Below are 12,681 nucleotides of genomic sequence, written 5' to 3'. Positions count from 1 at the left end.
GGCTGGCAGGGGTAAACGGGCCATTGCCAAATACAATCGCCAACACCCAAGCAACAGCTTTTCTGATAGCTAATCGCATGCAAAATCAGCATCTCGGCGCGCACACGCATCCAGGCGGCATTGCCACCCAAGACTCGATCATCCAACTCGCACGCAGGAACATGCATGCCCATCTTTATCATTCAGTTCACTGACAAGCCGGGCTGCGGCGATGTACGGCAAAAGCATCTCGAAGCCCACCTCGCCTGGCTGGACAGGCAGGCCGAATGTATCTTACTGGCAGGCTCGCTGCGCGAGACGGTCACCTCAGCACCCTACGGCGCCCTGTGGCTCATGGAAGCTGACAGCCGCGAGGCAGCGCAAACCTTGCTGGAAGAAGACCCGTTCTGGCAGGCAGGACTGAGAGCATCGGTAACAACAGGCGTTTGGACGCTGGCGAATCAGGATATGCGCAAGCGTTTGGCGCTACTGATCTCACCAGACGCCCCTGCGCATGCAGACTGCCAGAAATAGAGTCTCAAGTGGTGCCAGGACACAAAAAAACCAGCGAGCGCAGAGGCGCAACACTGGCTTTCTCACTGCGGCACGGAAGGAAGACCGAGCCAATCTCCAAATCGGAGCATCATCATGCCGCGCACAGGATTGATACGGCGCGATCAGGCAGGCACAGCCTCCTGATTCAGCAAAACGGCTTTGAGGTCGCCCTGCAGTTCGGAAAATGTGACTTCTTCGTCGTAAACGCCGAGGCAGGTGGGCTTGGCGAGGTAACGGGACGCATTGCGACTGTCCATCGAGCAAAACAACAGTTTGCCGCGCTCCCAGATGACGATGCAGCGCCCCTTGCGTGCGATGCGATTGATGATGGTGCAGATTTGTTCACTTACCAGACGATGCCCTGCGCCATCCTTGAAAAGATCAGGACCACTCAGGGCCATAAAAGCGGTATCAATCATGACTTTGTCTTGTTAATTAAATAACAAGGCAAAGTCTATACGACACAACATCGTCAAACTGTAGGAAAATTCTTAGTTTTTGTCAGTATTTCTTGATAAATTCGCAAAGATTAAAACCGCCAGCAATATTGCTCAAGTCACCGTCAAACCAGCTTCGGCAAACCATTCGCGCGCATTCTTTACCTGCTCAGATGTCGGCACCGGCGTGTCTTCCAGCGGGTAGATCATCCCCAGCTTGTGCCATTTGTCTTTGCCCAGTTGATGGAATGGCAACACCTCCACTCGCTCCACCCCACCACCCAGCGACGCGATAAACGTCGCCAGGCAGCGAATGTCCGCTTCGCCATCGGTCAAGCCCGGCACCAGCACATAACGAATCCACATTTTCTTGCCCAGCCTCTGCAGGCGGCGGGCGAAATCCAGCGTGGGCTGCAAGTCCTTGCCGGTAATGTCGTGATAGCGCGCCGGGTCGCTGTGCTTGATATCCAGCAGCACCAGATCCACATCATCAAACCAGTCGTCAGCAACATTGGCGTGCAGGAAACCCTGGGTATCCAGCGCGGTATGCAGCCCGTAGCGTTGCTTGACGGCATGAAACAGCGCGCCGACAAACTCGGGCTGCATCAAGGGCTCGCCGCCGGAAATGGTGACCCCGCCCGCAAACTTCAGGAAACCGGCATAAGCCCCTACTTCTTTCAGCGCATCGGCCACGCTCACTTCGCGGCCGGCGTGCAGTTTCCAGGTGTCCGGGTTGTGGCAGTACTGGCAGCGAAACTGGCAGCCGGAAACAAAAAACACAAAGCGCATGCCCGGCCCGTCCACCCCGGCGCCGCTTTCGGTGGAGTGCACAAAACCGCGCGTGGCCAGCAGCTCGGCGGCAAGATCGACAGGGGGACTCATGGCTTGTCTCCAAGGTTGGCCGAAGGGCTTCCGGCAAGCAAAGAGCCCGCCCGCCGGCGATGCGGCGGACGGGCCCGGTCAGACAGATATTACATCGTGCCGTGGAAAGTGCGGTTGATCACATCCAGTTGCTGTTCGCGAGTGAGCTTGACGAAGTTCACCGCATAACCCGAAACGCGGATAGTGAGCTGCGGATACAGTTCCGGGTGTTCCATGGCGTCCAGCAAGGTTTCGCGCTTGAACACGTTGACGTTGACGTGGAAGCCGCCGCCTTCAATGTCGCGCTCGCCCTCGCAATCAAACGGCGTGCACTTGGCCGAGCTGAAACTGGTGGGGTGGGCGGCGGCAAAACCGTCCAGGCAGTTGGCCAGGTTGGCAATGCGCTCTTGCGCGGTATGCCCCAGCGCATCCGGCGTGGCCGATGCGGTCCAGCTGATGCCATCCAGCGCGGCGTCGTACGGCAGCTTGGCCACCGAGGCGCCGGCGGCGACAAAGCCCTTCACGTCGCGGCCGTTCATCGGATTGGCGCCCGGCGAGAACGGCTCGCCGGCGCGGCGACCGTCCGGCGTATTGCCGGTTTTCTTGCCGTACACCACGTTGGAGGTGATGGTCAGCACCGACTGGGTCGGCTTGGCGTCGCGGTAGAAGTACGGCTGCGCCTTGATCTTGTCCATGAACTCCTTGGTCAGCCAGACGGCGATGTCGTCCACGCGGTCGTCGTTGTTGCCAAAGGCCGGGTAGTCGCCCTCGATCTTGTAGTCGACAGCCAAACCCTGCTCATTGCGCACCACACTGACTTTGGCGTATTTGATGGCCGACAGCGAATCCGCCGCCACGGACAAGCCGGCAATGCCGCAAGCCATGGTGCGTACGATGTCGCGGTCGTGCAGTGCCATCTCGATGCGCTCGTAAGCATATTTGTCGTGCATGTAGTGAATGCTGTTGAGCGCCTTCACATAAGTGGCCGCCAGCCAGTCCATCATTTTTTCCAGCTTGGGCAGCACCTCTTCGTAGCTCAACACGTCAGCGGTGATGGGCTCGAAACCCTTGGCCACCAGCACGCCGCTCTTCTCGTCCACGCCGCCGTTGATCGCGTACAGCAAAGCCTTGGCCAGGTTGGCGCGCGCGCCGAAGAACTGCATCTGCTTGCCGATGCGCATGGCCGACACGCAGCAGGCGATGCCGTAATCATCGCCCCAGTACGGACGCATCAGATCGTCGTTTTCGTACTGGATGGCGCTGGTGTCGATGGACACTTTGGCGCAGAAGTGCTTGAAGCCTTGCGGGAAGCGGGTGGACCACAACACCGTGAGATTGGGCTCCGGCGCCGGGCCCAGGTTGTACAGGGTATTGAGGAAGCGGAAGCTGGTTTTGCTGACCAGGGTGCGGCCATCTTCACCCATGCCGCCGATGGATTCGGTTACCCAGGTCGGGTCGCCCGAGAACAGTTGATCGTATTCCGGGGTGCGCAGGAAGCGCACGATGCGCAGCTTGATCACCAGGTCGTCGATCATTTCCTGAGCCTGCGCTTCGGTCAGTGCGCCGGACTCCAGATCGCGCTGGATGTACACATCAAGGAAGGTGGATACGCGGCCAAAGGACATGGCGGCGCCGTTTTGTTCCTTCACGGCGGCCAGATAGGCAAAGTACACCCACTGCACGGCTTCGCGGGCGTCGGCAGCGGGGCGGCTGATGTCGTAGCCATATTTGGCGGCCATCTGCTTGAGTTCGTCCAGCGCGCGGAATTGCTCGGACAGCTCTTCGCGCAAACGCAGCGTGTCGTCGTTGAACACGGCGTCGTCCAGTTCGTGGAAACGCTGCTGGCGCTCGGCGCGCAGGTAGTCCACCCCGTACAACGCCACGCGGCGGTAGTCGCCGATAATGCGGCCGCGACCATAGGCGTCCGGCAGGCCGGTGATGACGCCGGATTTGCGGCAAGCCATGATTTCCGGGGTATACACATCAAACACACCCTGGTTGTGGCTCTTGCGGTATTTGGTCCAGATTTCCTTGACCATGGGGTCAAGCTCGAAACCGTAAGCCGCCAGGCCGGCCTCCACCATGCGCAGGCCGCCGTTGGGCATGATGGCGCGCTTCAGCGGGGCGTCGGTTTGCAAGCCGACGATCACTTCGCTGTCTTTATCGATATAACCAGCGTCGTGCGCGGTGATGGAGGTGGCGCGATCGGCCGACACATCCAGCACGCCCTTCTCGCGCTCAGCCTTCAGCAGCTCGCCCAGCGTGGCCCAGAGTTTCTGCGTGCGCTCGGTTGCCGGGGCCAGGAAGCGGTCATCGCCCTCGTAAGGCGTGTAGTTGCGTTGAATGAAGTCGCGCACATCGACACGGGTCTGCCACTCGCCGGACTGAAATCCGCGCCAGGGATCAGCCTGAACTGCGGTACGAGACAAGGATTCCATGACCACCTCCTGATTGATTCGATACGACGTTGTGTCATATTTCGAAACCATCTTACATTCGATTACGAACACAAAAAGTTGACGCAGATCAAATGCGCCAGTTTGTAATAAGCTCACAACATGTTATTGCACTGCAAAATCGTTTCGTCATTATAAATTCACTTTTCAGGGCTTACCAAAAAATACCACAAGTCATTGAATTTATTGATATGCATTAATTTCACCCAGTAATTCAGTATAGCAAACAGCGATGTTCGATTATGAACATTTGTAGTTGATGATTTCAGCCTGGCCACCAGCAACGGGAACCGAATGTAGCAGCACATGCTCAGACTCTTCTATCTATTGATGGAGAAACTTCAATATGCGCAAGCTCACTTTCCCCCTACTCGCCCTGATTTCACTGGCGGCCTGCACCCAGCAACAGACCGAGCAGGCGCAGCAAACCGCCTCCGCCGCGGTTGGCGCGGCTGCGCAGGCGCTGGGCGACGCCAGCGCCCCCTTGGGCGATTTGAAACAGCACGCCAGCGCAGTCCTCGGCGAGGCCAAACAGAAAGTGGAACAGGCCGGCCAGGATAACCCCTTGCTTGGGGCGGCCGTCACCATCATCAAGGAAGCCGCCGGGCATGGCGAAGAAGCCGCAGGCTGGCAGCAACTGGAAAAACAAGTCGGCAAGTACCCGACGGAAACCAGCCTTTACAGCAAGGGCATGGTGGCAGAACGCCTGCGCGCGCTGCTGGGCGACAAGCTGTCCGTATTCAACGCTAATATGCAGGTGAGTTCACCCTTGCAAAAAGACGGCGTGTATTACGCTTCCGGCAACAAGCCGCATGAGGGCGGCAGCGAGATGGCTTATCTGCTGCTGGACCCGGGCAGTAAGGAAATGGAAGTGGGGCTGGTGGAAAACGGCAAGCTGACGGTTTATCGCGATGGCAAAACGGAGATTGCCCGCCCGCAAGACATCCGCAACATGCTGAGCAACCTGCAAGGCGGCTAAAGACTTTACTGAGCAGGGACGCATGACAAAACGGCTGAAACGGCGGACTAAACACCGCACTTTCAGCCGTTTTGCTTTGCCGCATCCCGTGGCTCCGCCAGTGCTAGCCCGCCAGCGAGCGAGGCCAGAACCCACCGGTCTCGCTGCGGTAGCGCGCGTAGTCCGCGCCCAGCAGTCGACGCTGGCTGTCGTCTTCGCGCTCAAGCCGACGGCGCAAATCCACGCTCAAGGCCAACAAGCCGATGACGGCCGGCAAGGCATCGCCCAGCAACAACAACTCGGCAACCATCAGCAGCCATAGAGACAGCAGCATCGGATGGCGAATGCGCTGGTACACCCCCCGCCCCCGTTGATTGCCTGCTTGCAGATTACCCATCAGCACATCGGCGTGGCTGCGCCAGAACAGCCACACCGACAAGGCCAGCAATAAAACACCCAGCGCCGGCAGCAAGGGCGGCAGTGTGACCGGCAATGCCTTCGGCCAACCCGCCAGCGCCAGAAGAAGCGGCGCCAGCCACATGCCCGCCACCACCGGCCAGCCCAGATAGCGCGCTCCCGGCATGGCGCCGGGCGTGGACTGCAGCAACACGACGAACATCATGCGGATGAGAATGACGCCGCCCAGACCGGCAAGGAACAGAGTATTCCAGAACATGGGGCCACCTCTTTAATGATAATGATTCTCAATTATTATCATTGAGGCAGGCTACCACCGCAAGCAGTTTCGTATGCCAACGGCGGCCTCGTCCGCCGGCAGCGCCAAGTGCACGCAATACACACCCCAAACCTACAACGGATGGATGCGATAGACGCAGCGCCGCGCACCGGCCAGCAAGTGCTCCTCGCGCCGCACTTCCGCCAAGGGCTGGAACAATTGCTGGAAAAGCGCCAGCTCGGAACGACAAAAACCCTGGCACTCGCGTGCTGCGGCGCAGATGGGGCAGTGATTCTCCAGCAGCAGCCAGTCACTCCCCTGCGGCGCCGCCTCGGCCATATAGCCTTCGGCAGTACGCAAGGCCGCCAGGGCGCGCACCTTGCCGCCGACATCAGCCTGTGCCGCCAACACCTCAGCGTACTGGTCGAACGAGGCGGCCTCGCGGGCGGCTATCAGGTCGTCCACGCCCTGTTGGCCGAAGCGTTCGCGCACATGCCCCAGCAGCTGCAAAGCGAGATCAGCATGCCGGTCCGGGAAGCGCGCATGACCCTTGTCGCTCAACAGCCAGTAACGCGCCGGCCTGCCCACCCCCTCCGCCCGCTCTTCGGACAACAACAGGCCCTTTTCTTCCAGCGCCAGCAGATGCTTGCGCGCGCCCATGGCCGTCATGTCCAGCGCTTCGGCCAACTGCTGCGCGCTCATGGCGCCACGGGTCTTGAGGAGATACAGCAGTCGATCGGCCATATTCATGCCCCCCCTCCTTGCCTGGTCGTCAGCCGGATCAGCGCTTGCAGCCGCACACTGGCCAGCAAACAGGTGCAGGCGCCCAGCAGCAGTACTAGGCGGGTGTCCAGCAAGGTGAGCACGCTGCCCAGCAAGGCAATCGCCACATTGGAAAGGCAAAACACGGTGGACAACAGCCCCATCACCCCACCCTGACCCAGATGATCAAAGCGCTCGGAGCACCAGACCGGCAGCAAGGTGTTGTAGATGGACAGCGGCAAGCCCAGCACCATGATCAGCCAGACGCCCTGTTTGCCGGGCAGCAGGCACAACAGGAACAAGCCAGCGGAAAACACCAGCGCCTGCGTGCGCGCCACCGGCAAATGCGGTTTATCGGCAAACCACTTGCCCACCCAGATGCTGGCGCCGGTCATCATCAGGCACAGCCCGGCCGTCACCAGCGCAATGCCGCGGCTGTCCTGGCGGGCAAACTCCACGAGCCATAGCGGATAGAACTCATAAAAAGCATTCACGCCCATGGCGAAGGCCAGCTGCATCCAGAATAACCGCGCCAGCATTGGGTCCTTGCCCAGCAGGCGAAAGGCGTTTTTCTCGCGCACTACCGCCAGCAACGAGCGGTCGGCATGCAGCCGCTCGCCGGTTTCCGGCAAGAACACGGTCAGGATCACCAGACAAGGCAGCAAAGAAACGGCCGCCAGCGCAAACGGCACCGGCTCGCCCAAGGGCAGCGTCAAGCCGCCCACCAGCGGCCCCACCAGCCAGCCTGTGTAGAGCACCGCATTGAGCAAAGCAAACGACCGCGTGCGATCCAGCTGCGGATGCAGGTCCGCCACGATGGCGCGCGCCACCGCCACATTGCCTTCGGTTAGCCCGGTGGCGAAGCGCGACAGCACAAACAAGGGGTAATTGCGGCTCCACAGCGCGTAGGCGGTGAGCACATAGCCCAACAGCGTCAATGCCAAGGTGGTTAGCAGCACGGTCTTGCGGCCCAGTCGGTCGGACAGGCTGCCGATAAACAGGCTGCCCAGCAAAATGCCGGTCGGGTTCACCGCCAGCGCCACGCCCAGCAACAGTTTGGGCGGCAGGCCCATGAAGTGATTGAAACCGTCCGGCGCCATATCGACGAAAACCGGCGCCAGGATGGGATAAGGCATGGCCACCCCGGCCGTACTCATCAGCGCGATGAGACAAACGGTGAACAGAATGAGTTTGGGATGCGTAACAGTCATGACGGATACTTTGGTGGCAGTCATGGCAAGATAGCAGTTTGTCATTCAATTTACAAACCAAAAGGTTTATTTATGCCGATCATCCTCCGTCTGCTCCTGATGACTGCCCTGTTGGCCAGCCCGCTGGCGCGCGCCGCCTGCCCGCCGGCCAAGGGGCCGTCCGCCAAGCCGGCGGCCGGATTGTGCGCCAGCGTCATCAGCAGCGGCCTGGCCATGCCGCGCGGCTTGGCTGTACTGGACGACGGCAGCCTGCTGGTAACGGAAATGGTGCGTTGGGATGCCGCCAATGGCCGGCTCATTCAACTGAAAGCTGGCAAAGACGGCTGGGAGAAAACCCTTATCGCCACGGGTTTTGACCGCCCACACGGCGTGATGCGCGGGCCGGATGGCAAGATTTACGTCGGCGAGGTGGGCCGCATCGTGCGCTTTGCACTGAACAACCCGACCCAGCGCGAAACCGTCATCAGCTTGCCCATCAGGCAGCGCCACCCACTCAGCACCTTCGCCCTGTCGCCGGACGGCGACCTCTACGTCAATGTCGGCAGCTCGTCGGACAACTGCGATCAAGCCTCGCCAGCGCAACAGCGCGCCGGCTTCTGCCCGGAAGCGGAAGGCGACAACCCGGTGGGCGTGGTGCGCCGCTACCACATCGCGGACGACGGCAAAATCAGCGATCTGGGCATATTCGCTCGTGGCCTGCGCAACAGCATGGCGCTGGGCGTGAATGCGCAAAGCGGGCTGGTGCTGCAAGCGGAAAACAGCCGCGACGCCATCCAGTTGAAGCTGGGCCTGCCCAACGACAATGAGCTACCGCACGACGAGTTGAACATCCTGCAAGCCGGCAAACACTACGGCTGGCCCTACTGCTACGACAATCGCCTGTCGGCGCCGGAATTTCCCGCCTACGATTGCCGCAAAACCGTCGCGCCCTACATGCTGCTGCCAGCGCATTCCGCCCCTCTGGGCCTTGCCTGGTGGCAAGGCGAGCTGGCTCCGGCACGCTTTCGCAACTGGCTGGTAGTGGGCTATCACGGCTACCGGCAACACGGGCACCGGCTGATGGCCTGGCCGGTGGACAAGCAAGGTTTGCCGAAGGGCAAGCCGGTGGAATTGCTGGGGCAATGGAAAGACGCCAAGGGCCCGGGCGGTCCGGTAGAGATACGGGTGGGCCCGGATGGCGCACTGTACCTGACCGACGATCGGCATGGCCAAGTGATCAGGGTTTATACCCCTTGAGATTGACAATCGGTTACAAAACAAGGCAGCCAAAAGCGGAACCTCTGCAAGCTGCCGCCAGTCCTTGCAAGGCAACAACGCATCTTGCAAGGAGCTTCCTATGAACAAAATCACCTACCCCGTCGCCGCCCTGCTGGCTGTCTCGCTGCTGGCCGGTTGCGGCAGCATGAACCGCACGCAACGCAATACCGCCATTGGCGCCACCGCCGGCGCCGTGCTGGGCTCGGTGCTGACCGACGGTTCCGCGCTGGGCACGGTTGGCGGCGCAGCCGTTGGCGGCGTCATCGGCAACCAAACCACCAAGAAGCACTAAGACCCACTGACAAACCCCCTGGCCCTGCTTTGCGCCGCCGGGCGGCAGGCAACTTGCTGCCAGCACCTGTGCGTCGTCGCTCTGGTGCTTAAGGAGTTTTGTGAGCGTTTCCAATAGTCTGGGCACGCGCCGCCACCAGTTTCGCCGGCCCGTGCCGCCAGATCAGGGCCCGGCCATGCCGGGCCCTGCCGCATTCCAGACCGCCAGCGGCTTTCACCGCGCGGACAAACCCAATATCATCGACCTGTCGCCACCCACCCGTCGTCCATCATGAACCAGCCTCTCCGCCAGCAGTGGGCCTCCCTGCTTTCCACCCAGCGTTTCAAGGTGATCCAGGGCGAAGTACTGCCCACCCGCACTCCCGCCACGGAAGAAGGCAGTCCGGGCTTGCGCAGCGACTTTCACATCGACCATGACCGCGTGGTGTTCTCCAGCGCCTTCCGCCGGCTGGGCCGCAAAACCCAGGTGCATCCGCTGGCGCAGAACGACCACACCCACAACCGGCTGACACACAGCGTAGAGGTGGCCAGCGTCGGCCGCAGCCTGGGCAACCGCGTGGGCGTGATGCTGGAGCATGCAGGCCTGATGCCCGAGGGCTACAGCCCTTACGACATCGGCGCGGTGGTGCAAGTGGCCTGCCTGGCCCACGACATCGGCAATCCGCCCTTTGGCCATACTGGCGAAGACGCCCTGCGCGACTGGTTCCGCGCCGGACGCAACGCCGCCTACCTGCAAAACCTTACAGCCGCTGAAGTACGCGACGTGCAAACCTATGAAGGCAACGCTCACGGCCTGCGCATGGTCGCCTCGCTGGAAATGTATGCCGGCGAAGGCGGCATGCGCCTCACCTCCGCCGCCATCGGCGCGTTGATCAAGTATCCGTGGACTTCGGACGCGCCCATGGCGCTGCAGCGAGACAAATTCAACATCTACCGCACTGAGCTGCCTTACTTCCAGCGCGTGGCGGAAGAGCTCAAGCTGCCGCGCAAGGGCGAGCTGGAGTGGGGACGCCACCCACTGTCCTATCTGATGGAAGCGGCGGACGACATCTGCTACGCCATCCTCGACCTCGAAGACGCGGTGGAAATCGGTATTCTCGACATCCATGAGTTCGAACGGCTGTTCGCTCACTTCACCGAGTACGAACGCGTCTGGGCCATCCACGACGTCAAACAAAAATGCGCCATGCTGCGCGGCATCGCCATTGGCCGCTGCGTCTCCGAAGTGGCACAGAAATTCATGCTGCACCATGATTCGCTGCTGGCGGGCAACTTCCCCGCCAAGGACCTCATCAACCTCACCGAGCCGGCGGTGCAGGAAGCGCTGATCCAGGCCAAGGAGCTGGCCAGCAACAAGGTATACCGCCACCGCACCAAACTGGTTACCGAGCTGGCCTCCTACCCCTGCATGTCCACCATTCTCGATGTGCTGGTGCCGGCCGTGCACGCCTGCATCAGCAAAGGCCCGGACCAGCTCACCCCGCGCGAACACCTGGCCATGGGCCTGCTGGAACGCCATATCCAGCCGGACGACAGCCTCTATCACGCTTACATGAAAGTGCTGGATTACCTGGGCGGCATGACCGACAACTACGCCGCCAACCTCGCCCGGGAAATTTCCGGCGTAGGGATTCTCTGACCTCCCGACACACGCACACCATGCACACCACCCGCTTCTGCATTGTTCGCCACGGCGAAACCGACTGGAATCGAGAACGCCGCCTGCAAGGCCATCTGGACATCCCGCTCAACCGGCAAGGCGAGGAACAGGCCCTGCGGCTGGCCACCGCCCTGCAACTGCGCGGGCAGCGCTTTGACAGCCTGCATGTGAGCAGTCTCACCCGCACCCGGCAGACCGCAGCGCCGCTGGTGGACAAACTGAAGCTGATCGCCCAGTTTCACGACGCACTCAAGGAACGTCACTACGGCGCCTTTCAAGGCAAGACCTACGACGAAGCCCGCACCGCCATGCCGGAAGCCTGGCGCAAGCATCAGGATCGAGACCCGCATTACGATATGGACGGCGGCGAAACCCTACAGGGCTTTCACCAGCGCATCATCAGTCACATCAATTGGTTGGCCGAAGCGCATCCGGCGCAAACCGTGCTGGTGGTGGCGCACGGCGGCGTGCTGGAAATGATCTACCGCCACGCCACGGGTACGCCGCTGCAAAAACCGCGCGACTTCCCCATTCCCAACGCCGCCCTGAACTGGTTGAGCGTGGGCCCGCAGGGCTGGGTGCTGGAAAAGTGGGCCGACGAATCCCATCTGGCGGAAACACTGGACGAACTCTGACGCGTCAGAAAGCCGCCGCCCGCGCGACCAACCGTCACCCACTCTCAAGGACACCCATCATGAGCGACATCACAAGCAAAACCGACGCCCAATGGCGCGCCCAACTCACGCCGGAGCAATACCGCGTCGCCCGGCAAGGAGGCACCGAACGCCCGTTCACCGGCGAGCATTACTTCCACAACGAACACGGCGATTACTACTGCGTTTGCTGCGGCGCGCGGCTGTTCCACTCGGACACCAAGTTCGACGCCGGCTGCGGCTGGCCCAGCTTCTGGGCCGAAGCGGCGGGCGCCAACATCCGGCGCATCGAAGACACCTCGCACGGCATGATTCGCACCGAAGTGCGCTGCTCCAGCTGCGACGCCCACCTTGGCCATGTCTTCCCCGACGGTCCGGAACCCACCGGCGAGCGCTATTGCATCAATTCGGTGTGCCTGGATTTTCGCAAGGCCTAGCCCGCTTGCAGGTGCAGGGACGTTAAGTTATTGAAGTTAATAACTTTATACTTGGAAATTTGCACCAAAATTGGGCGTACCTGAAGAGGTCGTCCAATTTTTTGCTTAATTTCCTTCCCTCTTACCCTACCTCACCCCACTGAGCACGCCGCATGGGATAAATCCGCCTGGGGATTGGGGTAGTTCGACCTGTGGCTGATTTGTGCCACAAAGCCCAACCACGTCTGAACATTGCCGTTTTTGTCTGTTTGGCTGGCTGCATCGCGGCGGCACGCCTCCAAAAAAACCGGAGGCTTCCGTCCTACGCTTTTCGCATATCGCTGTGACTTCGCACACCGGGGCATCGCGCCTTGCACGCCTTGTTGCATACGGGGCATTCCGCCTCCCGCCAACCACGTTTGGCCATTGCCGCTTTCGCTTACTCGGAAGAGCACAAACGCGTTCTGAATGAGCGGCAATATACGATGGGCCTCCATTTCCCATGTCGC

The 12,681-nt window shown here is 60.9% G+C and carries 14 protein-coding genes; 8 read left to right on the top strand and 6 right to left on the bottom strand.

Annotated elements, in window-relative coordinates:
• Positions 1–165 precede the first annotated feature (165 nt).
• Positions 166–513, top strand: a complete 348-nt coding sequence (locus Q0P52_RS03075) for a YciI family protein (protein WP_293765997.1) — start codon at positions 166–168, stop codon at positions 511–513.
• Between the two features lie 143 nt (positions 514–656).
• Here the strand turns inward: Q0P52_RS03075 and Q0P52_RS03070 are convergent, their stop codons facing one another.
• The 3 genes from Q0P52_RS03070 to pflB form a co-directional block, all read right to left on the bottom strand.
• On the bottom strand, positions 657–953 hold the full coding sequence (locus Q0P52_RS03070; RefSeq protein WP_293765996.1) for a hypothetical protein: 297 nt from the start codon (positions 951–953) through the stop codon (positions 657–659).
• 132 nt (positions 954–1,085) lie between these two features.
• Complete coding sequence (gene pflA / locus Q0P52_RS03065) at positions 1,086–1,853, bottom strand: pyruvate formate-lyase-activating protein (protein WP_293765995.1); 768 nt, start codon at positions 1,851–1,853, stop codon at positions 1,086–1,088.
• 89 nt (positions 1,854–1,942) lie between these two features.
• On the bottom strand, positions 1,943–4,270 hold the full coding sequence (gene pflB / locus Q0P52_RS03060; RefSeq protein WP_293765994.1) for a formate C-acetyltransferase: 2,328 nt from the start codon (positions 4,268–4,270) through the stop codon (positions 1,943–1,945).
• 364 nt (positions 4,271–4,634) lie between these two features.
• Between pflB and Q0P52_RS03055 the strand changes: the two genes are divergently transcribed.
• The gene (locus tag Q0P52_RS03055; protein WP_293765993.1) at positions 4,635–5,267 is read left to right on the top strand and encodes a hypothetical protein; all 633 of its coding nucleotides are present in this window, start codon (positions 4,635–4,637) and stop codon (positions 5,265–5,267) included.
• 103 nt (positions 5,268–5,370) lie between these two features.
• Here Q0P52_RS03055 and Q0P52_RS03050 read toward each other — a convergent pair whose 3' ends face one another.
• The 3 genes from Q0P52_RS03050 to Q0P52_RS03040 all read right to left on the bottom strand — a co-directional run bounded on the left by Q0P52_RS03050 (position 5,371) and on the right by Q0P52_RS03040 (position 7,919).
• Positions 5,371–5,922, bottom strand: coding sequence for a hypothetical protein (locus tag Q0P52_RS03050; protein ID WP_293765992.1), 552 nt, complete (start codon positions 5,920–5,922; stop codon positions 5,371–5,373).
• A 132-nt stretch (positions 5,923–6,054) separates the two neighbouring features.
• Positions 6,055–6,672, bottom strand: coding sequence for a metalloregulator ArsR/SmtB family transcription factor (locus tag Q0P52_RS03045; protein ID WP_293765991.1), 618 nt, complete (start codon positions 6,670–6,672; stop codon positions 6,055–6,057).
• Complete coding sequence (locus Q0P52_RS03040) at positions 6,669–7,919, bottom strand: MFS transporter (RefSeq protein WP_293765990.1); 1,251 nt, start codon at positions 7,917–7,919, stop codon at positions 6,669–6,671. The genes Q0P52_RS03045 and Q0P52_RS03040 overlap by 4 nt, the downstream gene beginning before the upstream one ends.
• 48 nt (positions 7,920–7,967) lie before the next feature.
• On the opposite strand from Q0P52_RS03040, the gene Q0P52_RS03035 reads away from it, so the two are divergent.
• The 6 genes from Q0P52_RS03035 to msrB all read left to right on the top strand — a co-directional run bounded on the left by Q0P52_RS03035 (position 7,968) and on the right by msrB (position 12,193).
• Positions 7,968–9,131 carry a PQQ-dependent sugar dehydrogenase gene (locus Q0P52_RS03035; RefSeq protein ID WP_293765989.1) on the top strand — a complete coding sequence of 388 codons (1,164 nt, stop codon included), beginning with the start codon at positions 7,968–7,970 and terminating at the stop codon, positions 9,129–9,131.
• A 100-nt stretch (positions 9,132–9,231) separates the two neighbouring features.
• Positions 9,232–9,444 carry a glycine zipper 2TM domain-containing protein gene (locus Q0P52_RS03030; protein WP_293765988.1) on the top strand — a complete coding sequence of 71 codons (213 nt, stop codon included), beginning with the start codon at positions 9,232–9,234 and terminating at the stop codon, positions 9,442–9,444.
• A gap of 100 nt (positions 9,445–9,544) precedes the next feature.
• Positions 9,545–9,718, top strand: a complete 174-nt coding sequence (locus Q0P52_RS03025; protein WP_293765987.1) for a hypothetical protein — start codon at positions 9,545–9,547, stop codon at positions 9,716–9,718.
• Complete coding sequence (locus Q0P52_RS03020; RefSeq protein WP_293765986.1) at positions 9,715–11,082, top strand: deoxyguanosinetriphosphate triphosphohydrolase; 1,368 nt, start codon at positions 9,715–9,717, stop codon at positions 11,080–11,082. Before Q0P52_RS03025 ends, Q0P52_RS03020 begins: the two co-directional genes overlap by 4 nt.
• A 20-nt stretch (positions 11,083–11,102) precedes the next feature.
• Positions 11,103–11,738: a histidine phosphatase family protein gene (locus Q0P52_RS03015; RefSeq protein WP_293765985.1), complete on the top strand. Its 636-nt coding sequence runs from the start codon at positions 11,103–11,105 to the stop codon at positions 11,736–11,738.
• Positions 11,739–11,797: 59 nt separating this feature from the next.
• A complete protein-coding gene (gene msrB, locus Q0P52_RS03010; protein WP_293765984.1) occupies positions 11,798–12,193 on the top strand; it encodes a peptide-methionine (R)-S-oxide reductase MsrB in 396 nt (131 codons plus the stop codon).
• Positions 12,194–12,681 lie beyond the last annotated feature (488 nt).

Origin of the sequence: uncultured Aquitalea sp., from assembly GCF_945957525.1 — a bacterium.
In the GTDB taxonomy this organism is placed as follows: domain Bacteria; phylum Pseudomonadota; class Gammaproteobacteria; order Burkholderiales; family Chromobacteriaceae; genus Aquitalea.
The sequence above is the reverse complement of the archived record's forward strand: the minus strand, read 5'-3'. Positions and strand labels throughout refer to the sequence as shown.